General features: G+C 69.8%; 25 protein-coding genes and 1 tRNA gene. 14 read left to right on the forward strand and 12 right to left on the reverse strand.

Annotated elements, in window-relative coordinates; all coding sequences use genetic code 11:
* Positions 1 to 200 precede the first annotated feature (200 nt).
* From ACWDXC_RS11750 to ACWDXC_RS11760, 3 genes are all read left to right on the forward strand, one after another.
* A complete protein-coding gene (locus tag ACWDXC_RS11750; RefSeq protein WP_449980811.1) occupies positions 201 to 917 on the forward strand; it encodes a DUF4352 domain-containing protein in 717 nt (238 codons plus the stop codon).
* Positions 918 to 1,227: 310 nt separating this feature from the next.
* Positions 1,228 to 1,416 carry a hypothetical protein gene (locus ACWDXC_RS11755; protein WP_449980813.1) on the forward strand — a complete coding sequence of 63 codons (189 nt, stop codon included), beginning with the start codon at positions 1,228 to 1,230 and terminating at the stop codon, positions 1,414 to 1,416.
* 431 nt (positions 1,417 to 1,847) lie between these two features.
* Positions 1,848 to 2,375, forward strand: a complete 528-nt coding sequence (locus tag ACWDXC_RS11760; RefSeq protein WP_449980815.1) for an SMI1/KNR4 family protein — start codon at positions 1,848 to 1,850, stop codon at positions 2,373 to 2,375.
* A 76-nt stretch (positions 2,376 to 2,451) separates the two neighbouring features.
* Here the strand turns inward: ACWDXC_RS11760 and ACWDXC_RS11765 are convergent, their stop codons facing one another.
* The 9 genes from ACWDXC_RS11765 to ACWDXC_RS11805 all read right to left on the reverse strand — a co-directional run bounded on the left by ACWDXC_RS11765 (position 2,452) and on the right by ACWDXC_RS11805 (position 7,034).
* On the reverse strand, positions 2,452 to 3,084 hold the full coding sequence (locus tag ACWDXC_RS11765; RefSeq protein ID WP_449980817.1) for a DUF6461 domain-containing protein: 633 nt from the start codon (positions 3,082 to 3,084) through the stop codon (positions 2,452 to 2,454).
* Positions 3,085 to 3,204: 120 nt separating this feature from the next.
* Positions 3,205 to 3,729 (reverse strand): DUF6461 domain-containing protein, encoded by a 525-nt coding sequence (locus ACWDXC_RS11770; RefSeq protein WP_449980819.1) that lies wholly within the window; start codon positions 3,727 to 3,729, stop codon positions 3,205 to 3,207.
* Positions 3,730 to 3,953: 224 nt separating this feature from the next.
* Positions 3,954 to 4,028, reverse strand: a tRNA-Val gene (locus ACWDXC_RS11775).
* Between the two features lie 18 nt (positions 4,029 to 4,046).
* The gene (locus ACWDXC_RS11780; RefSeq protein ID WP_308126175.1) at positions 4,047 to 4,997 is read right to left on the reverse strand and encodes an ROK family protein; all 951 of its coding nucleotides are present in this window, start codon (positions 4,995 to 4,997) and stop codon (positions 4,047 to 4,049) included.
* A 51-nt stretch (positions 4,998 to 5,048) separates the two neighbouring features.
* Positions 5,049 to 5,369: a hypothetical protein gene (locus ACWDXC_RS11785; RefSeq protein WP_219517455.1), complete on the reverse strand. Its 321-nt coding sequence runs from the start codon at positions 5,367 to 5,369 to the stop codon at positions 5,049 to 5,051.
* 11 nt (positions 5,370 to 5,380) lie between these two features.
* A complete protein-coding gene (locus ACWDXC_RS11790; protein ID WP_357587406.1) occupies positions 5,381 to 5,836 on the reverse strand; it encodes a peroxiredoxin in 456 nt (151 codons plus the stop codon).
* Positions 5,837 to 5,885: 49 nt separating this feature from the next.
* On the reverse strand, positions 5,886 to 6,317 hold the full coding sequence (locus ACWDXC_RS11795) for a DUF3052 domain-containing protein (protein WP_219517457.1): 432 nt from the start codon (positions 6,315 to 6,317) through the stop codon (positions 5,886 to 5,888).
* A 117-nt stretch (positions 6,318 to 6,434) separates the two neighbouring features.
* A complete protein-coding gene (locus ACWDXC_RS11800) occupies positions 6,435 to 6,842 on the reverse strand; it encodes a secondary thiamine-phosphate synthase enzyme YjbQ (RefSeq protein WP_219517458.1) in 408 nt (135 codons plus the stop codon).
* A gap of 9 nt (positions 6,843 to 6,851) precedes the next feature.
* Positions 6,852 to 7,034, reverse strand: a complete 183-nt coding sequence (locus ACWDXC_RS11805) for a DUF1918 domain-containing protein (RefSeq protein WP_219517460.1) — start codon at positions 7,032 to 7,034, stop codon at positions 6,852 to 6,854.
* A 442-nt stretch (positions 7,035 to 7,476) separates the two neighbouring features.
* Between ACWDXC_RS11805 and aceE the strand changes: the two genes are divergently transcribed.
* Both aceE and ACWDXC_RS11815 read left to right on the forward strand, forming a co-directional pair.
* Positions 7,477 to 10,224 (forward strand): pyruvate dehydrogenase (acetyl-transferring), homodimeric type, encoded by a 2,748-nt coding sequence (gene aceE, locus ACWDXC_RS11810; protein WP_449980823.1) that lies wholly within the window; start codon positions 7,477 to 7,479, stop codon positions 10,222 to 10,224.
* Between the two features lie 109 nt (positions 10,225 to 10,333).
* Positions 10,334 to 11,830 carry an alpha/beta hydrolase gene (locus ACWDXC_RS11815; RefSeq protein ID WP_449980825.1) on the forward strand — a complete coding sequence of 499 codons (1,497 nt, stop codon included), beginning with the start codon at positions 10,334 to 10,336 and terminating at the stop codon, positions 11,828 to 11,830.
* Positions 11,831 to 11,995: 165 nt separating this feature from the next.
* On the opposite strand, the gene ACWDXC_RS11820 is transcribed toward ACWDXC_RS11815, so the two are convergent.
* The 3 genes from ACWDXC_RS11820 to ACWDXC_RS11830 form a co-directional block, all read right to left on the reverse strand.
* Positions 11,996 to 12,358 carry a VOC family protein gene (locus tag ACWDXC_RS11820; protein WP_219517465.1) on the reverse strand — a complete coding sequence of 121 codons (363 nt, stop codon included), beginning with the start codon at positions 12,356 to 12,358 and terminating at the stop codon, positions 11,996 to 11,998.
* Positions 12,359 to 12,449: 91 nt separating this feature from the next.
* A complete protein-coding gene (locus ACWDXC_RS11825; RefSeq protein WP_449980827.1) occupies positions 12,450 to 13,175 on the reverse strand; it encodes a helix-turn-helix transcriptional regulator in 726 nt (241 codons plus the stop codon).
* Between the two features lie 68 nt (positions 13,176 to 13,243).
* On the reverse strand, positions 13,244 to 14,263 hold the full coding sequence (locus ACWDXC_RS11830) for a PHP domain-containing protein (protein WP_449980829.1): 1,020 nt from the start codon (positions 14,261 to 14,263) through the stop codon (positions 13,244 to 13,246).
* Between the two features lie 109 nt (positions 14,264 to 14,372).
* Here ACWDXC_RS11830 and ACWDXC_RS11835 point away from each other — a divergent pair, with 109 nt between their 5' ends.
* The 9 genes from ACWDXC_RS11835 (at position 14,373) to ACWDXC_RS11875 (ending at position 22,482) form a co-directional block, all read left to right on the forward strand.
* A complete protein-coding gene (locus ACWDXC_RS11835) occupies positions 14,373 to 14,759 on the forward strand; it encodes a hypothetical protein (protein WP_219517471.1) in 387 nt (128 codons plus the stop codon).
* 3 nt (positions 14,760 to 14,762) lie between these two features.
* Entirely contained in the window at positions 14,763 to 15,905 is a 1,143-nt protein-coding gene (locus ACWDXC_RS11840; RefSeq protein ID WP_449980831.1) for a glutathionylspermidine synthase family protein, read from the forward strand.
* Between the two features lie 2 nt (positions 15,906 to 15,907).
* On the forward strand, positions 15,908 to 16,345 hold the full coding sequence (locus tag ACWDXC_RS11845) for a DUF350 domain-containing protein (RefSeq protein ID WP_364169775.1): 438 nt from the start codon (positions 15,908 to 15,910) through the stop codon (positions 16,343 to 16,345).
* A gap of 71 nt (positions 16,346 to 16,416) precedes the next feature.
* Entirely contained in the window at positions 16,417 to 17,541 is a 1,125-nt protein-coding gene (locus tag ACWDXC_RS11850) for a PucR family transcriptional regulator (RefSeq protein WP_364169864.1), read from the forward strand.
* A gap of 103 nt (positions 17,542 to 17,644) precedes the next feature.
* Positions 17,645 to 18,541 (forward strand): ACP S-malonyltransferase, encoded by an 897-nt coding sequence (locus ACWDXC_RS11855; protein WP_364169778.1) that lies wholly within the window; start codon positions 17,645 to 17,647, stop codon positions 18,539 to 18,541.
* Positions 18,538 to 19,494 carry a beta-ketoacyl-ACP synthase III gene (locus ACWDXC_RS11860; RefSeq protein ID WP_219517478.1) on the forward strand — a complete coding sequence of 319 codons (957 nt, stop codon included), beginning with the start codon at positions 18,538 to 18,540 and terminating at the stop codon, positions 19,492 to 19,494. Before ACWDXC_RS11855 ends, ACWDXC_RS11860 begins: the two co-directional genes overlap by 4 nt.
* A gap of 57 nt (positions 19,495 to 19,551) precedes the next feature.
* A complete protein-coding gene (locus ACWDXC_RS11865) occupies positions 19,552 to 19,788 on the forward strand; it encodes an acyl carrier protein (RefSeq protein WP_219517480.1) in 237 nt (78 codons plus the stop codon).
* A gap of 36 nt (positions 19,789 to 19,824) precedes the next feature.
* Entirely contained in the window at positions 19,825 to 21,057 is a 1,233-nt protein-coding gene (gene fabF, locus ACWDXC_RS11870; protein ID WP_364169782.1) for a beta-ketoacyl-ACP synthase II, read from the forward strand.
* Entirely contained in the window at positions 21,058 to 22,482 is a 1,425-nt protein-coding gene (locus ACWDXC_RS11875) for an acyl-CoA carboxylase subunit beta (RefSeq protein ID WP_449980835.1), read from the forward strand.
* Positions 22,483 to 22,556 lie beyond the last annotated feature (74 nt).

A 22,556-nucleotide genomic window follows, 5' to 3' on the forward strand; every position in this document is an offset into this window, starting at 1 on the left:
ACACTTCGAGAGCTGCATTTCAAACGGTGCGCGACCCCGGACACACAGATCACCACAAACCATTACAAACACCAGGGCCGCCGAGCTGCCTGTCCACATCCGGACACGCACATCCCCTCAGCCACGGCAACCAAGCAGGAGGCTGGAACGTCCCAATCCCTACCCCCCGTTCTCTTCTTTCGTGATTCGGAGCCCCTGCGATGTCGCAGCCATACGGGCAAGACCCTTACGGATACAGGCCGCAGCAGCCGACGTACCCTCCACAGCAGGGTTACGGCTATCCACCCGGCCCGCCGCCGAGGAAGAAGAGCAGCGCCCCGCTGATCCTGCTGATCATCGGCGTGGTGCTGGTGTTCGTGTTCGGCGGCTGTGCGGTGCTCATCGCCGCGGCTACCGGTGGGGGCAGCAGCGCCCCGACGACGGTCGTGGCCGACCGCGAACCCGCCGACGAAGACCAAGCACCGGAACCGGAATCCGATGCCGCAGAAGCAGAAGCTAAGCCGGAAGCCAAGCCTAAGACCGCAGGGATCGGCTCACGGGTACGAGACGGAAAGTTCGAGTTCACCGTCACCAGGCTGGAGAAGCGAGACCGGGTCGGCGGCGAATTCCTCAGCAAGGACGCGCAAGGCGTGTTCCTGCTCGTCCATGTCAAGGTGACGAACATCGGCGATGAGTCGGAGTCGTTCATGGGCGCCGAGCAGAAGCTGTTCGACGCAAAGGGCCGCGAATTCGAAGCGTCGTCGGAGGCAGCCTTCTACCTGGATGACTCGAAGTCGCTCTACGAGAAGATCAACCCTGGCAACTCGGTGGACGGCGTGGTGCTGTTCGACATTCCGAAGAATGTGAAGCCTGTCTCGATCGAGCTCCACGATTCGATCTTCTCAGACGGAGTGAAAGTGTCCCTGGCGGGCTCATGACCGCCACGAAGAGCCTCGAGAAAGTACCAGAAGGCTCAAGCTCCCATTCTTCACATCCATAGCCCCCAACACGCGGCACACGTTTCACCGTCGCCCCGGCGCGAGCCGCGCAGATCTCGCGCAGCGCCGGGGCCACGCCCATGGGCGGGCCCCGTCTTCCTGCCTGGTCTGCGCTTCCCGCGTGCCTCGCCCGCCTGTGAATCAGAGGGCCAAAATCCCAACCTCTTGGACGTAACCCTGAACGAAAAGAACGCCGCTCGACCTCATGTCCCTGGCCTGCTGCCTGAACGAATCCGGGAAGACGCTCACCATGACTGACACGTTCGCCGCCGTCTTCATCGCCATCGCCTGGGTTGTGCTCGCGGCCTTGATCCAGAACTCCGGCAAGAAACCCCGGGCATCGAAACCGGGCAGCGCTCTCGGCTCGATGGCCTACGCGGGGCTTGTCGTCGGCGCGGTTCTCCTCGCCTACCTGGCCCTCACGGGCGGTTTCCGGTAGACGCAGGGACCTCGGCGATCCGCCGAGTCCGTGAGATGCCCGACCGGCCGTCGCTCTTCGGCGCGACCTCCCACACGAGACCGACCCCCAGGCCGCATCCCGCGGGCGCCTCGCTTGTAAGCGGCCATGATGCCCGATCCCGGGTTGCGGCCACCCTCACACCGCTGGCCACCCCCCTACCGCTTCAGAGGCTGGCCAATGGCACGGTGATCATGCCGATCACCTGCCATTCAATCAAGCTGGCGGGCACAACAGATCGATGACCCGAATGTGCTCAAGGCCTTGGCCAGCGGGTTTCGGATAAGGCTCTTCCGGATTGGCCCTGTCACGGTAGGCGGGCTCGCCAGAGGGATGGATGCCGACCCGGGCCGGGTGAGGTACCACCCGCGGCATCGGATGACATGTCAGATCTGATCGCTATGGTCTCCGCCATGAGCGACACCGACAACGCATGGCGCGAACTCCTTGGGCAGGCACCGGGGTTCCCGGCGATAGGCGCAAGCGAGGCCGAAATCGCCGAGCGGGAGGAACGTCTTGGTATACGCCTCCCGCCGACTTATCGCGCCTTCCTCCGCATCGCGAACGGGTGGGGGGAGGGCATCTTCCGGCCCGTCCACGAAATCGGGCGGGTGCGAACCCTCGCCCCATGGCTGGCCGAACTGGCGGACCCCAATCAGCCCTACCCCATCGACAGTGCATCGGATGAGGACTACTTCGTCTACGGCGACGACCAGGATTCCGTGTTCTACCGCCCCGAATATCTCCCCGATTCCATCCTGATCGGGCAGTTCGACGAGGGCGACTATTTCCTCAACCCGCACGTCATCAGCCCGGCGGGAGAATGGGAAGCGTGCTTCGCGGCCGCGTGGCTGCCGGGAGTCGAGCGCCATCGCAGCTTCTTCGACCTTGTGGCCAGTGACATGGACAGATTCAAGGACTTCCAACCCGATGCAAGCTGATCATTGCGGACTCCCCCACCTTGACGGTGGGCCAAACCCGGTCGCCACCCGCAGCACCAGTGCACGCCCCTCGTGATCATTGACTGATGGCGCCGACAAGCAGGGGCTCGTCGAGGACGCTGGGGGTGAACACCACGCCCGTGATCTTGGCTGCCAGCAAGAACGCGCGCGAAATCCTGTTCATGTACATGTCATCCCACGTCGCCTCCCATGCCTCCTCATCCAACTTCTCCGGAGGCAAGCCGGTTTCACGCATGAGCTCGTTGATCAGGTCCGGATCTCTGCCCCACCGGGTGCCTGGCGAGTGCGGCGTGAAGCTGGTGACGACCTCGCCATCCGCCGCGTACACGAAGCTGTCCTCCGCATGATCGTGCCGTGCCACCGCCACCACCTCACATCCCCGAGACAGCCCGGTCAGCCGATCGGGCAGCACCGCCTGGCAACCCCGCAGTTCGACGGCCACGCCCCACTCACCGGCCTGGACGACCCCGACATAGTCGTCATCAGTCATTCCTATGGCCTCCCAGACCTCCCCAGCGAGTTCATGGAAGGTCATCTCTCGCCCTGGGCGTCCGGCCCCGAAGCGGCGCAGCACCTCAGCAGGTTCGAGCCTGCGAAAGAAGGACACGCAGAAGATCTCGCCAAGCAGGTCGTCATGGTCCCCTGGAAAGGCTTCCAACCAACGGAACGGGGCAAGCGGATCGGCCACCGTAACCTTCCTTCGTTGCTCTCCAGGAGCGGCCTTCTCCATACGACAGAACGATCTCTCGCCACGATGAGCTGCGTGATCATTACATGCATTGCATGGCAGGTCGCTGGATCGGGACCTTCAGTCGATCGACCCCACGACAGGCTCCGCCCCATAGTGAGCCGGTGTCAGGGTGACTCCAGTGGCTCGTGCGGCCAGCGCAATGGCGAGACCGATGGAGGTCCGCGAGTCGGCCTCTCCATCCAGCGGCATGCCAAGCTCTCGCATATGAGCCAGCAAGCGGTCAGGATCGCTGCCCTGCCGATCGCCGGGGAAGAACGGCTCGAATGCCGTGACCATCACTCCCTCGACGGAGTAGCCGAAGTGTTCGTCCATGGTGATGCCTGTAATGACCCTTGCCATCTCCGTACCTTGGGAGAGGGTCTCTGGGAGCGGCTGGCAATGGTAGTCGATCAGGACCGCTCCTCCGTCTCCCGCGTAGGCGGCGATGCCCACCTCGCGGGAAATGTCACCGGGAGTGGCGCCGACCCGGTGCAATGCTTCCTCAGGAGACAGGCCCCGCACGAACGTCACGCCGATCAGGTCGCTGTCCTTCTGGCACTCCTCGATGAACCAGGCGTAAGCCATCGGCGATGCGCCGCCCATAATTTTCCCCTTTCGCTGCAGCCTGGACAATGATCCTTTTCGGGGACAGGCTATGGGCGGCAGCCGTTACCTCGATAGGGGCAGCCGGGTACGCCGCCCCTTCCTGAGCTGGCGCCTGTGCCTCTGACTGCCTCGGCTCGGAACGCCAAGATCGACGCAACCCTGATGGCACGCCACCAGCAGAAAAGCCCCGTTTCCATGATCGGAAACGGGGCTTCTTCTGCTGGTGGGCGGTACTGGGTTCGAACCAGTGACCCCTCGCTTGTAAGGCGAGTGCTCTACCGCTGAGCTAACCGCCCCCTGATCGGCACTACACCTTACGACACCAACGGAGCCGATCGCACCTCCACGTCCCACCCGGCGCCCAGGTCCGGGCGGCCGGCGGCGCGCCAGCCGAGGAGGGCGGCGCCGAGCATGCCGGCGTCGACGCCCAGGGCGGCCGGCAGCAGGGGCGGGGCGTCGCGGAACGTGAGGCGCTTGACGAGGCGCGTACGAACCGGATCGAACAGGGCGGGTCCCGCCTCGGCCAGGCCGCCGCCGAGGACGATCATCGAGGGGTCCAGCAGGAGCGTGTACGTGGCCAGCGCCAGGGAGAGGGCTTCGACGGCGTCGTCCCAGACTTCGATGGCGACGGGGTCGTCGGAGGCGACGACCTGTTCGGCGCGTACGCCTTCGACGCCGGCGCGCTGGCTGTAGCGGCGGCCTACGGAGGCGGCGGAGGCGTAGGTCTCCAGGCAGCCGAGCTGGCCGCAGGCGCACTGTTCGCCGTCGGGGAAGACGGGGATGTGGCCGATCTCGCCGCCCCAGCCGGACGCGCCGCCGTACGGCTCGCCGTGGATGATCATGGCGCCGGCGATGCCGGTGCCGATGGGGAGGAAGAGGAAGTCGGGCACGCCGCGCCCGGCGCCGAGGACGCTTTCTGCGAGGCCGCCGGTGCGGACGTCGTGGCCGAGGATGACGGGCACGTCGAGTTCGGTGAAGTCGGTGGCGGGGACCTCGCTCCAGCCGAGGTTGGCGGCGTAGAGGGCCGTGTCCTCGGAGACCAGGCCGGGGACGGCCAGGCCGACGCCCGCGGGCGTGCCGTCGCCGGAGGCGGCGAGGTGGCTGATGAAGGCGCGGATGGCGGCGACGACCGCCTCGGGCCCTTCGGCGCGCGGGGTGGAGCGGCGCTCGCTCAGCAGCACGGTGCCGGTCTCGCTGACCAGGCCGCCCTTCATGGACGTGCCACCGACGTCCAGCGCGACGACGAACGAACTAGTTGAGGACACGAAACGGAACGATAGCGCAGCTCAGCAAATGTCTGGAAAAGTCCTGCAAGATCAGGCGCGTCCGAGCACCCGGTTGAGCGCCGCCTCGACCTCCGCGGACAGCCCGGGCGGAGCGCCGGAGCCGATCAGCGCCTCGGGGTCGACCAGGGCACGGGCGGTGCGGACGGCGCCGCAGGAACGGCACTCGACCTCGCCGAGCCGGCAGATCATCGACGTGGACCCGCACGAGCCGCACGATTCCAGGTCGAGGTCGTGCAGGCGTTGACAGTCCGGGCAGATGAGCACCTGCCGCTCCCGGCGCACCGCGCGCTTCCAGGGGCTGGCCCCGCGGACGGGGTCGGTCTGCCGGGCCCCGCAGCGGTAGCAGGGCATCGTTTCCTCCGTTACGAGATGTCGGCGAGCGCCTTGGCGTAGTCGGCGACGTCGCGCGCCTCACCGGCCGGGTTGACCACCGACCAGCGGATCACGCCCTCGCCGTCGATGACGAAGGTGCCCCGCCGCGCGACGCCCTTCGTCTCGTCGAACACACCGTACGCCCGCGCCACCTGTCCATGTGGCCAGAAATCGGAGAGCAGGGGAAAAACGTAACCCTCCTGGTCCGCCCAGGCACGATGCGTGAACATCGAGTCGACCGAGACGGTGAGGATCTGCGCGTCACCCGCGGCGAAGTCACGCAGATCGGACAGCTCGCGGTGGCACACGCCGCTGAACGCCAGCGGGTAGAAGACCAGCACGACCTTCCTGCCCCGGAACTGAGAAAGCCTCACCGGAGTGCCGTGCTGGTCCCGCAGCTCGAATTCGGGAGCCGGGGCGCCGACCCCGGCAGGATGCCCGTTCACGGTTCCATCCTGCCGTACGGCTGGCGTCCGCGCTCCTGTCGTCAGGCTCCTACCGCCGGCCCTTCGGGGCGACGAGCCTGGTCCCCGACCAGTCGGGGGCCGCGGAGATGCTGCTGGTCTGCGATAGACCGGCCGTAGTGGCATCCTCCCCGATGTCGCTCGGCTCCACGTGGCCCTCGCGCCCGGCCTTCGGAGTCAGCAACCAGATCTGGCCACCGTCGGCGAGTGCTCGCATGGCATCGCCGCTCAGGACGTCGAACAGGTCCCCGTCGCCGTCGCGCCACCACAGCAGCACCACGTCGACGACGTCGTCGGTGTCTTCGTCCAGCAGTTCGTTGCCGGTCAGGTCCTCGATGGAATCGCGAAGCTCGTCATCGACGTCCTCGTCCCAGCCGATCTCCTGCACCACCTGACCCGGCTTGAGGCCGAGTCGTTCGGCCAGGCCGCGCTCGCCCTGCGCCTGACCCGCGGTCGCGCTCACGTTTATCCCTCCTGCTTGAGTGGCCCCGCATATGCGGTTTATCGCTTCGGGACAGTCCACACGCTGTGACCCTCAGTCGTCAACGGTCGCCACGGGTACGGCCCTACTCGGCCAGAATCAATCAGACAAAAACGACAGCCGAACCTGGCGTTGCGGGTTGTCGACATTCAGGTCCACCAGCGCGATGGACTGCCAGGTGCCCAGCGCCAATCTGCCGCCCAGCACGGGGACCGTGACGTACGGCGGAATGAACGCGGGCATCACGTGTGACCTGCCGTGACCGCGCGAGCCGTGGGCGTGGCGCCACCGGTCGTCGGCCGGCAGCAGGTCACGCAGCGCGGACAGCAGGTCGTCGTCGCTGCCGGAGCCGAGCTCCAGCAGCGCCACGCCGGCCGTCGCGTGCGGGACGAAGACGTGCAGCAGCCCGTCGTCACCCCGCGCGCGGACGAATTCGGCGCATTCCCCGGTGATGTCGTGCACCGTCTCGCGTGAACCCGTGGCCACGGAGATGAGTTCTGATCTCACGGGGAAATTCTACTGAGGCACAATGACGGCATCAGGGCCGGGAAACACCAGCCCGGTGTGCCCGTCGTCGAAGCGCACGATGTACGGAGGGCCGCCGTCCGCGCCCTGGACCTCGATGATCACTCCGCTCCGGTCCCTTTCGCCAACGGTGTTCCCGTGCACGAGGAGCCGGTCTCCTACCGTCGCATTCATAGCTACAGCCTCGTACGGACGCGGCCGTACGAAAAGAGGGCGGCGGCCGGAGCGGCGCGACAACGGCCGCAATCATGACCGAACCGTTACCTGAGAGTTCGCTGAGAACGCCCGGAAGGCAGGCGCCGGAGGAGCCGGATGCCTGCCGTTAGACTCCGCGCGGCGCTTGCCCCCTCCCCGGGAGTGACGCGGCCACCCCGCCGGGGGATACTCAGGAGCGCAAGGCAAAAATTTGTAGCTTTTCCCGTCTTGTTAAAATGCGGGACGGATGTAACCTATGCGGTTGATTCGTCCTACCATCGGTGGTCTAGGCCACCAGTGGTACCCCTGCCAGCCGCGACACCCTGGTTACCGGTGAGTAGAGATGCACTTTCTACGCCGAGCGACCAGGATGGAAAGCGACCCAGACCAGACATCAGTCATCCTCGGAAGGCGAGACCCAGTGGCTTCCGGACGCCAGCGTTTCTCGATCATCAGCGACGGCCTACCCAGCCAGCTGCCTGATGTCGACCCCAGTGAGACCAACGAGTGGCTCGAGTCCCTCGACAACGTCGTCAAGACGGAGGGCCGCACCAGAGCCCGCTACCTGATGCTCCGCATGCTGGAGCGGGCGCGCGAGCACCAGGTCGGCGTGCCGGGCCTGCGCAGCACCGACTACATCAACACGATCCCGCCGGAGCGCGAGCCCTGGTTCCCCGGCGACGAGCACGTCGAGCGGCGCATCCGGGCCTACATCCGCTGGAACGCGGCGGTCATGGTCTCGCGCGCCAACGCCCGCACCAACGTGGGCGGCCACATCGCCACCTACGCCTCGGCCGCCTCCCTGTACGAGGTCGGCTTCAACCACTTCTTCCGCGGCAAGGACCACGGCGAGTCGGGCGACCAGGTCTTCTTCCAGGGTCACGCCGCGCCGGGCATCTACGCCCGCGCCTTCCTGGAGGGCCGTCTCAACGAGGCCCAGCTCGACGCCTTCCGCCAGGAGCTGTCGCACGGCTTCCACGGCCTGCCCTCCTACCCGCATCCGCGGCTCATGCCTGACTTCTGGGAGTTCCCCACGGTCTCGATGGGTCTGGGGCCGATCGGGGCGATCTACCAGGCGCGGTTCAACCGCTACCTGCTCAACCGCCAGATCAAGGACACCAGCCGCAGCCACGTATGGGCGTTCCTGGGCGACGGCGAGATGGACGAGCCCGAGTCGCTCGGCGCCATCGGCGTGGCCGCGCGCGAGGAGCTCGACAACCTCACCTTCGTCATCAACTGCAACCTGCAGCGGCTCGACGGCCCGGTGCGCGGCAACGGCAAGATCATCCAGGAGCTGGAGTCCTACTTCCGCGGCGCCGGCTGGAACGTCATCAAGGTCGTCTGGGGCCGCGACTGGGACCCGCTGCTCGCGGCCGACGTCGACGGCGTGCTCGTCAACCAGATGAACACCACCCCCGACGGCCAGTTCCAGACCTACTCGGTCGAGTCGGGCGGCTACATCCGGGAGAACTTCTTCGGCGGCGACCCGCGCCTGCGCAAGATGGTCGAGCACCTGACCGACGACGACATCCGCAAGCTGTCGCGCGGCGGGCACGACTACCACAAGGTCTACGCGGCGTTCAAGGCCGCGCGCGAGCACGTCGGCCAGCCGACGGTCATCCTGGCCCAGACCATCAAGGGCTGGACGCTCGGCAAGGACTTCGAGGCGCGCAACGCCACCCATCAGATGAAGAAGCTCACCAAGGCCGAGCTCAAGGAGTTCCGCGACCGGCTCTACCTGCCGATCCCGGACTCGGCGCTGGAAGGCGACCTGCCGCCGTACTTCCACCCGGGCGAGAACGACCCCGAGATCGCGTACATGAAGGAGCGCCGCGCCGCGCTCGGCGGCGTGCTGCCCAAGCGCGTCGTGCGCGCCAAGCCGGTCAAGCTGCCCGGCGACGCCGCCTACCAGACGTTCGCCAAGGGCTCGGGCAAGCAGCAGGTCGCCACCACGATGGCGTTCGTGCGGCTGCTCAAGGACCTCATGCGCGACAAGGAGATCGGCCACCGGTTCGTGCCGATCATCCCCGACGAGGCCCGTACGTTCGGCCTCGACGCGATGTTCCCCACGGCGAAGATCTACTCGCCGCACGGCCAGACGTACGAGGCCGTCGACAGGGAGCTGCTGCTGTCGTACAAGGAGTCGGTGCAGGGCCAGATCCTGCACGAGGGCATCAGCGAGTCGGGCTCGATGGCCTCGGCGATCGCCGTCGGCACCTCGTACGCCACGCACGGCGAGCACATGATCCCGGTCTACATCTTCTACTCGATGTTCGGCTGGCAGCGCACCGGCGACCAGATGTGGCAGATGGCCGACCAGATGACGCGCGGCTTCCTGCTGGGCGCCACCGCCGGCCGCACCACGCTCAACGGCGAGGGCCTGCAGCACGAGGACGGCCACACGCCGCTCATCGCCTCGACCAACCCGGCGGCGATCTCCTACGACCCGTCGTGGGCGTTCGAGGTCGCGCACATCGTCAAGGACGGCCTGCGGCGCATGTACGGCGAGCAGCCGGAGGACGTGTTCTACTACCTGACCGTCTACAACGAGCCCTACCTGCAGCCGGCCCAGCCCGAAGGCATCGACGTGGACGGCCTGCTCAAGGGCCTCTACAAGTTCGCCGAGGGGCCGCAGACGCAGGGGCCGAAGGCCAACATCCTGTCCTCCGGCGTGGCGGGCCCGTGGGCGATGGAGGCCCAGCGGCTGCTGGCCGAGGAGTGGGGCGTGTCGGCCGACGTGTGGTCGGCGACGTCCTGGACCGAGCTGCGCCGCGACGCGCTGGCGTGCGAGGAGCACAACCTGCTCAACCCCGACGCCGAGCAGCGCGTCCCGTACGTGACGCAGGTGCTGTCGCAGGCGCAGGGCCCGTTCGTGGGCGTCAGCGACTACATGAAGGCCGTCCAGGACCAGATCGCGCAGTGGGTGCCGGGTGACTGGTCCTCGCTGGGCACCGACGGGTTCGGCCTGTCCGACACGCGCTCGGCGCTGCGCCGCCACTTCCACGTCGACGCCGCCTCGATCACGCTGGCCGTGCTGACCAGCCTGGTCAAGCGGGGTGAGCTCGACGGCGAGGTGCTGCGCGAGGCGATCGCCCGCTACCACCTGAAGAACGGCGTGACCGAGGCCGGTGGCGCCGAGAGCAACGACACCCAGTCGATGGGCGTCTGAGACGACCCGGACGGGCGGGACGGCACGACCGTGCCGTCCCGCCCGTTCCGGTGGGCCGTCACGTATTGTGGGCACTACTTCCCCCTGAGCTGACGAGGGGAAATGTCGCATGCGCCGCGTACTGGCCGCCGCAGTCCTGGCCGCCGCAACCACGGGTTGTGTGAGCACGGCCAAGCCCGCCACCGATGTGATTCCGGAGACTGACAAGATCGCGTGGGGCCCGTGCACGGACGTGGCCCGCCCCGACGGCGAACCGCCCGTCGAGAAGGACGCGACGGTCCGGTGCGGCAAGCTGAGCGTCCCGCTGAACTACTCCGACCCCGGCGGCGAGAAGATCGACCTGGCGCTGATCAAGCTCGCGGCGACCGACCAGAAGAAGCGGATCGGGTCGCTGCTGTTCAACTTCGGCGGCCCCGGCGCCTCCGGCGTCGACACGCTCGACCAGGCGGGCAAGGCGCTCGGCGCGCTGCGCACCCGCTACGACCTGGTCAGCTTCGACCCGCGCGGCGTCGAGCGCAGCTCCGGCGTGCGCTGCGGCGGCACCGCCGACCTCGACCGCTTCACCTCGCTCGACACGCTGCCCGCCAACGCGCAGACCCGCGCCGAGATCGACGCGGCCAACCGGCGCTTCGCCGAGCTCTGCGCGCGCGACTCCGGCAAGATCCTGCCGTACGTCGGCACCGCCAACGCCGCCCGCGACATGGACCGCATCCGCACCGCCCTCGGCGACGAGAAGCTCAACTACGTCGGCATGTCCTACGGCACCCAGCTCGGCGCCGTGTACGCCACGCAGTTCCCGGAGAACGTGGGCCGGATGGTGCTCGACGCGCCGCTGGACCCGACGGTCACGTTCGAGGAGCGCACGCTGGCCCAGACCAAGGGCTTCCAGAAGTCGTACGAGGCCTTCCTGAAGGACTGCGTGAAGGACACCTGCGAGGTCGGCGCCGACGTCGCCGCCGCGGGCTCGAACGTCGAGAAGCTGATGAACGACCTGGCCGCCAAGCCGATGAAGGTCTACCACCGCCAGCTCACGCAGGGGCTGGCCGCCACCGGCGTCGCCGCCGCCCTCTACTCGGAGCTGACGTGGCCGTTCCTGGAGAGCGCGCTCGGCCAGGCGCTCAAGGGCAACGGGGCGGCGCTGCTCTATCTGGCCGACACCTACACCGGCCGCGGCGAGGACGGCTCCTACACCACGCAGACGACCAGCTTCCCGGCGATCACCTGCGTCGACACGGCCGAACGCCCCGACGCGGCCACGCTGCGGCGCACCGAGACGGCCTCGCTGAAGATCTCGCCGCTGTTCGGCGGCGCGGGCTCGGGCGCGCTGTGCGACGTGTGGCCGGTCAAGGGCAGCGATGAAGCCAGGAAGGTCGACGCCACCGGCTCGGCGCCGATCCTCGTGGTCGGCGGCAAGAACGACCCCGCCACCCCGTACGAGTGGGCGCCCAAGCTGACCAGGCAGCTCAGGACCGCCACGCTGGTCACCTACGAGGGCGAGGGGCACGGCGCCTACCTGTCGGGCAGCAAGTGCGTCGCCGAGCTGGTGAACGGCTACCTGCTCAAGGGCAAGGTGCCCGAGCGCGGCGCCTCCTGCCCGGCAGCCTGACGCCTCCGGGCCTGACGCATCGGGCCTGACGCTTCGGGCCCTGGACGCGCCGCCACTCGGCGGTCGGCGGCGTGTCCAGGGCAGGGGTGGCCGCTCGCGGGAGCGGCCCGCGCGGGACCGGGACGCGGGGAAGGCGGCACCCGGCCCGCGACGATCAGGGGCGGCTCACGCGCGGGGCCGGTAGACGCCGAAGACGCTGCCCGACCGGTCGCGCACGTAGGCGAAGTCGGTGCCCGGGGCGTCGCCGACCACCTTCGTCAGCACCTTGCCGCCCAGCTCCTCGCCGCGCCGGCAGGTCTCCGCCACGTCGGCCACCTGCACGTGGAAGACCGCGTGCGCCGGGAACTCGCCCTTGGTGCCGAACAGGCCGCCGACGGGCTCACCGCCCGGGTAGCGGATCAACCGGTAGTCCATCGAGCCGTCGCCCTCCCGGGCGAAGGTCCAGCCGAACAGCTCGCCGTAGAAGCGCTCGGCGCCCTCCGGGTCGTCGGTGGCCACCTCGAACCAGTTGACCGTGTTGTCAGCCATCGCCATCTCCTCCACAACTTTCGAACAAGACAACGATCTAACGCGATGGCGACAACCCTATGTCGGTGTTTCCTCTTGACTTTTCGAGCATTCAATCGAGTACGGTGCCGTGCACGAGCAGGTCGGGGACATCGGTGGCATAGCCCTCCAGCGGCCGGTCGGGGCAGCGCTCGGCGGTGACGGAGGCGGCGGCGATGCGGTCGAGCCGGAAGACGCGCACGTCGTCACGGAGCCGGCACCACGCCACCAGATACCAGAACCCGCCTCGGCCGCCCAGGAACACGCCGGGCTCGACGTCGCGCGAGGTCAGCGCGCCCTTGGCGTCGGCGTAGTCGAGCCGGAGCACCCGGCGGCGCAGCAGCGCCTCCTCGATGGCGCGGGAGATGCCCTCACCGCCCATCGGCCGGGCGCCGCCCGGCTCGGCGGGCTCGGTGACGTGCACCACCCGCCGCGCCAGCTCCCTGGCCAGCTCGCCCTCGCGGCCGGGCATGGCGGCGACGACCTTGCGTAACGCGCTGCGGGCCTGCCGGCCGAACGGCTGGTCGCCGGCCCGGCTGAGCGCCACCGCGATGGCCACCGCCTCGGCGGGGGTGAAGTTGAGCGGCGGCAGGGACATCTTCCTGTCGATCGCGTAGCCGCCCTTGCGCCCCGTCTCGGCGTAGATCGGCACCCCGGACTCCTGCAGGGCGGTGATGTCGCGCTCGATCGTGCGCACGCTCACCTCGAACCTGCCGGCCAGCTCGCGGGCCGAGCGGCAACGGGGCGAGATGGCGCGCAGGTCCTCGACGAGCGCGTAGAGCCGGTCGGTACGGTTCACACCCGCGACGCTACGCGCGGACACCGACAATCCCGAGCGCACCGGGGTTTCGGGCGTCCGGAAGGGGGTCAGCGAGCCCAGTCGAGCAGCTCGTCCACCGGCCAGGTGTTGACGATCCGGCCGGCCTCGATCCCGCACCTGGCCGCCCGCTCGCAGCCGAAGCGCTGCCAGTCGAGCTGGCCGGGCGCGTGCGCGTCGGAGTTGATCGCGAACACGCACCCCTGCTCGTACGCCTGGCGCAGCAGCCGCTTGGGCGGGTCGAGCCGGTCGGGACGCGAGTTGATCTCCACGGCGACCCCGAACCGCCGGCACGCCTCGAAGACCAGGTCGGCCTCGAACTCCGACTCCGGCCTGCGCGAGCCGCGCGCTCCCCCGGCCTGCACGACCCGGCCGGTGCAGTGGCCGAGCACGTCCACGAGCGGGTTGGCGACGGCCGTCACCATCCGCCGGGTCATCTCGGAGCTGGGCATGCGCAGCTTGGAGTGCACGCTGGCGACCACCACGTCGAGCCGTTCCAGCAGCTCCGGCTCCTGGTCGAGGCTGCCGTCGAGGTTGATGTCGACCTCGATGCCCGTCAGGATGCGGAACGGCGCCAGCCGCTCGTTGAGCGCCTCCACGACGTCGAGCTGCTCGCGCAGCCGCGCCGCCGGCAGCCCGCGGGCGACGGTCAGCCGCGGCGAGTGGTCGGTCAGCGCCAGGTAGGCGTGGCCCAGCGACTCGGCCGCCTCGGCCATCTCCTCGATCGGCGATCCGCCGTCGGACCAGTCGGAATGGCTGTGCAGGTCGCCCTTGAGCGCCGCGCGCAACGCCGCCGTCTCGTCGTCGAGGTCGGCCCCCTCCGTGGCGCGCAACCGGCGCAGATAGGTCGGGACCTGACCGGCCAGCGCCTCGGTGACGACCAGCGCGGTCACCTTGCCGATGCCGGGCAGCTCGGCCAGGCCGCCCGACTCCGCGCGCCGTACGAGCTCGTCGCGGGGCAGGTCGGCGACGACGGAGGCGGCGCGGCGGAAGGCGCGCACGCGGTAGGCGGGCTCGCCCGCCCGCTCCAGCAGGAAGGCGATTTCCCGGAACGCTTCGACCGGTTCCATACGTTCATCCCTATCAAAAGCGGCAACGGGCCAGGTCACCGTCGGATCACGGGCGATTGAAGGCCGGCCGGAACCCCCGCTAGGCTGTGCGACCCACGAAGGAGCCCGATTGCCCCCCAAGCCGCCCCCACCGAAACAGCGCTCGTCGAAAGCGATCACCCTGACCGTCATCGGCGTCGTGTCCGTCATGGTGGTCGGCTACTGCGCGGCGACGCAGGACGACGACGAGGTCACCGCCGACTGCGTCGACACCAGCCAGCAGCTCCCCGACGGCTCCTACCCGGTCGTGGACGAGGACTACTGCGACGACGACCACCACTCCCACTACTACGCCGGGCCGCGGGGCGCCTACCACTGGTACTACGGCGGCGTCCGCAACGGCACCCGCGTGCGCGGCGGCACCACGCTGCGCCCCTCCGACGTCACCATCTCCACCCGCACCGGGCGCGAGATCCAGCGCGGCGGCTTCGGCAGCGGCCGCAGCAGCGGGAGCTGACCGGTGCGACGCGAGCAGGGCGCTCCCCGCGACGGCTGGGACAAGACGATCGAGAGCCAGGGCCTGGCCTACCACCGCGCGGCCCACCCCGAGGGGCTGAGCAGGCCCTACTGGGACGAGTCGGTCCACTACGTGTTCTCCATGGACGAGGTCGAGTCGCTGGAGGAGCAGGTCGAGGAGCTGCACGGGATGTGCCTCCAGGCCGCCGAGCACGTGGTCTCCACCGGCCGCCTGGCCGACCTGGCCATCCCGGAGTGGGCGGCCGGCGACGTGGCGCGCTCGTGGGAGCGGCGCGACGCCCACCTCTACGGCCGATTCGACCTGCGCTACGACGGCACCGGGCCGGCCAAGCTGCTGGAGTACAACGCCGACACGCCGACCTCGCTGCTGGAGTCGTCGGTGATCCAGTGGTTCTGGCTGCAGGACACCCACCCCGGCGGCGACCAGTGGAACTCCGTGCACGAGCGGCTCATCGACCGCTGGCGCGCGATGCCGCTGCCGCCGGGCCCCACCCACTTCGCCTGGACCAACGGCGACGAGACCGGCGAGGAGGCCATGACGCTGGCCTACCTCCAGGAGACCGCCGAGCAGGCCGGGCTGGAGACCGTGGCCGTCGCCATGGAGGACATCGGCTGGGACTCGCTCAACCGGTGCTTCGTCGACGTCGAGGAGCGCAGGATCCGCTCGGCCTTCAAGCTCTACCCGTGGGAGTGGATGCTCGCCGAGCCGTTCGGCCGCCACGCGGTGCGCCACGCGACGTGGATCGAGCCGCTGTGGAAGGCTCTACTGTCCAACAAGGCGCTGCTGGCCGTGCTGTGGGAGCTGTTCCCCGGCCATCCCAACCTGCTGCCCGCCTACCTCGACGGCCCCCGCGACCTCGGCTCGTACATCGCCAAGCCGCTGCTCGGCCGGGAGGGCGCGTCGATGCGGATCGTCACGCCGTCCGGCGGCCTGGAGACGCCCGGTTCCTATGGCCAGGAGGGGTATGTCTACCAGGGCTTCGAGGCGTTGCCGGAGTTCGGCGGCCAGCGGCCGGTCCTGGGCGCCTGGGTGGTCGCCGACGAGGCGGCCGGCCTGGGCATCCGGGAGACGACCGGCCTGATCACCGACGACACCTCTTCCTTCGTACCTCACCGAATCGAGTGACCGTGACCACCGTGTTCCTGGAACATCTCGCCCGCGGCGCGGGCTCCATCGCCTCCTACGCCGCCGTCGGCGTGATCCTGATGATCGTCGGCTTCTACGTGATCGACCTGGCGACCCCGGGCAAGCTCAGCCAGATCATCCGCACCGAGCGCAACCCGAACGCGACCCTGCTGGCCACCTCCGCGCTGGCCGCGGTCGGACTGATCGTGGCCGCCTCCATCTGGGGCTCCGGCGGGCGGCTGGCCGAGGGGCTGGTGAGCACCGCGGTGTTCGGCCTGGTCGGCATCGCCGTGCAGACGCTGGCGATGCTGCTGTTCGACCGGGTGGTCGGCATCTCCGTGCGCGAACTCGTCAAGGAGCCCGAGCTGCAGCCGGGCGCCCGGCTGCTCGCGGTGACCCACATTGCGATCGGCCTGATAACCGCCGTCGCGGTCATCTGAAATCACCTGGCACTCTAGGAGACGTGACAGACCGGACCCGGGAGGACACCACTCGCAGGCTCGAGCGCGCGATGGGCGCGCTCGGCACGGCGGCGATGGCGCGGATGGACGACCAGCTGCCGTGGTTCCGCGCGCTCAGCGCCGAGGACCGCTCCTGGGTGGGGCTGGTGGCGCAGGCGGGCATCGCCGCGTTCGTCGAGTGGTTCCAGCACGCGGGCGAGGACCGGCCCACGCCCAGCATCGAGTTCTTCGGCACCGCGCCGCGCGAGCTGAAGCGGTCGATCTCGCTGCAGCAGACGGTCGACATCGTCCGCGTCGTCGTCCAGGTGGTCGAGGCGCAGACCGACGAGCTGGCCGCGCCCGGCGGCGAGGACCAGCTCCAGCAGGCGATGCTCCGCTACACCCGGGACGTGGCGTTCGCCGCCGCGCACGTCTACGCCCGCGAGGCCGAGGCCCGGGGCTCCTGGGACGCGCGGCTGGAGGCGCTGATCGTCGACGCGCTGGTGCGCGGCGAGGTCGACGACGGGCTGCACTCCTGGGCCGCCGCGCTCGGCTGGACGTCCTCGCCGGTGGTCGTGATCGCCGGGCACGCCCCCGAGGGCGACCCGCGCGCCGTCATCGACGGGCTGCGCGAGCGGGGCCGCCGCATCGGCATGGACCTGCTCGCCGGTGTCCAGGCCGACCGGCTCATCGTGATCGTGGGCGGCGCCGAGAGCGTGAACGACGCGGCCCGGCAGGTCGTCGCCCGGTTCGGCGAGGGCCCGATCGTGATCGGCCCCGAGGTGCCCGACCTGCACGCCGCCGCGCGGTCGGCCCGGGCCGCGCTGGCCGGGCTGAAGGCCTCCTCCGGCTGGCCCGACGCGCCCCGGCCGGTGCACGCCGAGGACCTGCTGGCCGAGCGGGCGCTCGACGGCGACGAGGACGCCAGGGAGCAGCTCGTCGAGAACGTCTATCTGCCCCTCGCGGGCACCCCGCTGCTCGATACGCTGGCCACGTACCTGGAGCAGGGCACGTCGCTGGAGGCGACCGCACGGCTGCTGTTCGTCCATCCCAACACGGTCCGCTACCGGCTCAAGAAGATCACCGAGCTGACCGGCTACCAGCCGACCGAGGGCCGTTCGGCCTTCACCCTGCAGGTGGGGCTCATCCTGGGGCGCCTCGCCGACAGCGCCGAGATGTGGCGGGCCCTAACGTAATCTTCCCGAAACCCCTACTGTGGGGTTCCTACAAAACAGCCCGGACAAAGTTCGTTCAGATCTTCATCGGCGTGTCGAAGTTCTACAGGGCATGGTGGATTTCGTGCTTGTAGTCGTCGCGCCGGGCCAAGGCGCCCAAACCCCAGGTTTCCTCACCCCGTGGCTGGAGCTGCCCGGTGTGGCCGACCGGCTCGCCGCGTGGTCGGAGGTCGCCGGGCTCGACCTGATCGCGTTCGGCACCACTGCGGACGCCGACGAGATCCGCGACACCGCCGTCGCCCAGCCCCTGCTCGTGGCAGCCGCGCTGGCCAGCGCCGAGGCGCTCGGCGTGACCCCCGACCTGCTGGCCGGCCACAGCGTCGGCGAGTTCGCGACCGCCGCGCTGGCCGGGGTGATCACCCCCGAGCAGGCGCTGACGCTGGTCCGCGAGCGCGGCAGGGCGATGGCCGAGGCCGCCTCCGTCACCGAGACCGGCATGACCGCCGTGCTCGGCGGCGAGGAGCCCGACGTGCTGGCGGCCATCGACAAGCACGGCCTGACCCCCGCCAACATCAACGGCTCCGGCCAGATCGTCGCGGGCGGCACGCTGGAGCAGCTCGCCGCCTTCGCCGACGACGCCCCGGCCGGCGCCCGGCTCCGCCCGCTGGCCGTGGCCGGCGCCTTCCACACCGCCCACATGGCCCCCGCGGTCGCGCGGCTGCGCGAGGCCGCCGCCTCCGTCACCCCCGCCGACCCCACCGTGCGGCTGCTGTCCAACGCCGACGGCCAGGTCGTGACCGGCGGCGACGAGGTCATGAGCCGCCTGGTCAACCAGGTGAGCAACCCCGTGCGCTGGGACTCCTGCATGGCGACGATGGCCGAGCTGGGCGTCACCGCGATGATCGAGCTGCTGCCCGGCGGCACGCTGACCGGCCTCGCCAGGCGCGGGCTGCGCGGCGTGAAGACCGTGGCCGTCAAGACCCCCGAACATCTCGACGCCGCCAGGGAGCTGATCAAGTGAGGATCGCCGACACCGCGCCCGGCGCCAGGCTGCTGGCCCTCGGCCACTACCAGCCCGCCCGCGTCGTCACCAACGACGAGCTGGCCAGGACCATGGAGACCAACGACGAGTGGATCCAGTCCCGCGTCGGCATCAAGGAGCGTCGGGTCGCCGCCGACAGCGAGACGCTGGAGGACATGGCGGCCCAGGCGGGCGGCAAGGCGCTGGCCGCCAGCGGTCTGGCCGCCGATGACATCGACCTGGTCATCGTCGCGACCTGCACGCTGGAGTCGCAGATCCCCAACGCCGCCGCGGTCGTCGCGCACCGGCTCGGCATCGACGCCCCCGGCGCCTTCGACGTCAACGCCGCCTGCGCCGGCTTCTGCTACGCGCTCGGCACCGCCGACGCCGCCATCCGCGCCGGCTCGGCCCGCAACGTGCTGGTCATCGGCGCGGAGAAGCTGTCGCAGTGGATCGACTGGACCGACCGCTCCACCGCGGTGATCTTCGCCGACGGCGCGGGCGCCGCGGTCGTCGGCCCCTCCGACACCCCCGGCATCGGCCCGGTCGTGTGGGGCAGCTCCGGCGACAAGTCCGAGGCCATCCGCATCGACGACCGCCACAGCTCGCTGCAGCAGGAGGGCCAGACGGTCTTCCGCTGGGCCACCACCGCGCTCCACCCGGTCGCCAAGCAGGCGTGCGAGCGCGCCGGCGTCGACCCGTCGGAGCTGGCCGCGTTCATCCCGCATCAGGCCAACCTGCGTATCATCGAGTCGATCGCCCGCCGGCTGGGCGCCGAGCGCGCGGTCATCGCCCGCGACATCGTCACCGCCGGCAACACCTCCGCAGCCTCCATCCCGCTCGCGCTCTCGCGCATGCTGGAGCGCGGCGAGGTCCGCTCGGGTGAGCTCGCGCTCATCCTCGGCTTCGGCGCCGGCCTGACCTACGCGGGTCAGGTCATCGAGATCCCCTAAGAAAAGCTTGTACGGCGAAGCCGTGCAGAACCAGGAAAACTAAGGAGAACCAGCGACATGGCCACCGAGCAGGACATCCTCCAGGGCCTCGGCAAGATCATCAACGAGATCACCGGCATCCCGGCCGCCGAGGTCACCCCGGAGAAGAGCTTCGTGGACGACCTCGACATCGACTCCCTGTCCATGGTCGAGATCGCCGTGGCCGCCCAGGACGAGTTCGGCGTCGAGATCCCCGACGACCAGCTCAAGAACCTGAAGACGGTCAAGGACGTCCTCACCTTCATCCAGAACTAGAACGTCCTTACCCCTGATCGACAAGGAGTGCGAAACGTGAGTGCAAACCGGGTACGTGTCGTCGTCACCGGGCTCGGCGCGACGACGCCCGTCGGTGGAGACGTCGCCTCGTCCTGGTCGGCGCTCCTCGCCGGTCAGTCGGGTGTCAGGACCCTCACCGAGGACTGGATCGACACCGTCCCCGTGACGTTCGCGGGGACGGCCGCGGTCGACCCGACCGAGGTGCTGCCCCGGCCCGAGTCCCGCCGTCTCGACCGCAGCGAGCAGTTCGCGATGGTCGCCGCGCGTGAGGCGTGGCAGGACGCGGGAGCGCCGGAGGTGGCGCCCGAGCGGCTGGGCGTCGTCGTGTCCAGCGGCATCGGCGGCATCAACACCACCCTGTCCGCCTACGACACCTACAAGGAGCGCGGCTGGAACCGGCTGTCGCCCTTCACGGTGCCGATGCTCATGCCCAACGGCCCCGCCGCCTGGATCGGCCTCGACCGGGGCGCCCAGGCCGGGGTGCACGCCACGGTGTCCGCCTGCGCCTCCGGCGCGGAAGCCATCGGCTACGCGATGGACATGATCAGGGCGGGCCGGGCCGACGTGGTGATCGCCGGCGGCACCGAGGCCGCCATCCACGGCCTCAACGTGGCGGCCTTCGCCGCCGCCCGCGCCATGTCCACCCGCAACGACGAGCCGCAGCGCGCCTCCCGGCCGTGGGACCGCGACCGCGACGGCTTCGTCCTGGGTGAGGGCGCCGGCATCCTCGTCCTGGAGTCGGAGGAGCACGCCCGCGCCCGCGACGCGCGGATCTACGCCTACGCCTCGGGTGTCGGCTACTCGGCCGACTCCCACCACATCACCCAGCCCGAGCCCGAGGGCCGGGGCATCATCATGGCGATGACGCAGGCGCTCACCGACGCCGGCATCACCGGCCAGGACGTCAAGCACGTCAACGCGCACGCCACCTCCACCCCGGCAGGCGACGTCATCGAGGTGCAGGCGGTGGCCAAGGCCATCGGCAACCACCCGCTGGTCACCTCGACCAAGTCCATGACCGGCCACCTCCTGGGCGGCGCCGGCGGCATCGAGTCCGTCTTCACCGTCAAGGCGCTGCAGGAGCGCATCGTCCCCGCGACCATCAACCTCGACAACGTCGACGACGGCATCGAGGTCGATCTGGTGCACGGCGCCCACCGCGCCCTGCCCGCGGGTGACATCGCCGCGGTCAACAACTCGTTCGGCTTCGGCGGCCACAACGTGACCGTCGTGTTCAAGGGGGCTTAAATGACCGTGCTCGACAACCGCGTGGCGACCGAGGGTCCCGAACAGGAGCCTGCCGATCCCCGCGATCCCGCCGTCCGCCTGGCCGCCCTCCTCGACGAGGGGTCGGTGCGGCTGATTACCCCCGAGGACAAGAGCGGCGTGCTGGCCGCCATGGGCCGCGTCGAGGGAGTCCCCGTCGTCGCGTTCTGCAGTGACGCGCGTTTTCAGGGCGGCGCGATGGGCAGCGAGGGTTGCGAGCACATCGTCCACGCCTATGACGTGGCCGTCCGCGAACGGGTGCCGGTCCTCGGGATCTGGCACTCCGGCGGTGCGCGACTCGCCGAAGGCGTCGAGTCGCTGCACGCCGTCGGCCGGGTGTTCGCCGCCATGACCAAGGCGTCGGGCGTCGTGCCGCAGATCTCCGTGGTCGTCGGCCCGGCCGCCGGCGGCGCCGCCTACGGCCCGGCGCTGACCGACCTGGTGATCCTGGCCGACTCCGGCCGCATCTTCGTCACCGGGCCCGACGTGGTCCGCAGCGTCACCGGCGAGGACGTCACCAGCGCCGCCCTGGGCGGCCCCGAGCCGCACAGCAAGCGCAGCGGTGTCGTGCACGTCGTCACCAAGACCGAGACCGACGCGCTGCTCAAGGCCCGCCAGCTCGCCGTGCTGCTCGGCCACCAGGGCCGGGTGCGCTCCTCGGAGATCGACGAGGTCGACTTCTCCTCGCTGCTGCCCGACTCGCCGCGCCGCGCCTACGACGTCAAGCCGCTGGTCAACGGCCTGCTCGACGAGCCCGGCGTGGAGCTGCACCCCAAGTGGGCGCCCAACATCGTCACGTCGCTGGGACGGCTCGGCGGCCGGACCGTCGGCGTGATCGCCAACAACCCGATGCGGCTGGGCGGCTGCCTCGACGCCACCTCCGCCGAGAAGGCCGCGCGTTTCGTGCGCATGTGTGACGCCTTCGGGGTGCCGCTGGTCGTGCTGGTGGACGTGCCGGGCTATCTGCCGGGCGTCGGCCAGGAGCACGACGGCGTGGTGCGCCGCGGCGCCAAGCTGCTGCACGCCTTCGCCGAGGCGTCGGTGCCGCGCATCACGCTCGTCACCCGCAAGGCCTACGGCGGCGCCTACATCGCGATGAACTCCCGCGCCCTCGGCGCGACCAAGGTGTTCGCGTGGCCGACGACCGAGGTCGCGGTCATGGGCGCGGTCGCCGCGGTCCGCATCCTCAAGCGCCGCCAGCTCGCCGCCGCCTCCGAGGACGAGCGCGCGGAGCTGGAGCAGCGGCTCGCCGAGGAGCACGAGAAGCTCGCGGGCGGCCTCAGCCGCGCGCAGGAGCTGGGCGTGATCGACGAGGTGATCAAGCCGGAGGAGACCCGCGGCGCGATCGCCAAGGTCCTGGCCCAGGCGACCCCGGCCCGGGGCGCGCACGGCAACATCCCGCTGTAGTCCGGACGACGTCGAGGGGCCCCGCACCGATTCGGTGCGGGGCCCTTTCGCGTCTGCTCTCGTGCCAGGGGGAC

The organism is Nonomuraea sp. NPDC003214 (genome assembly GCF_053590035.1).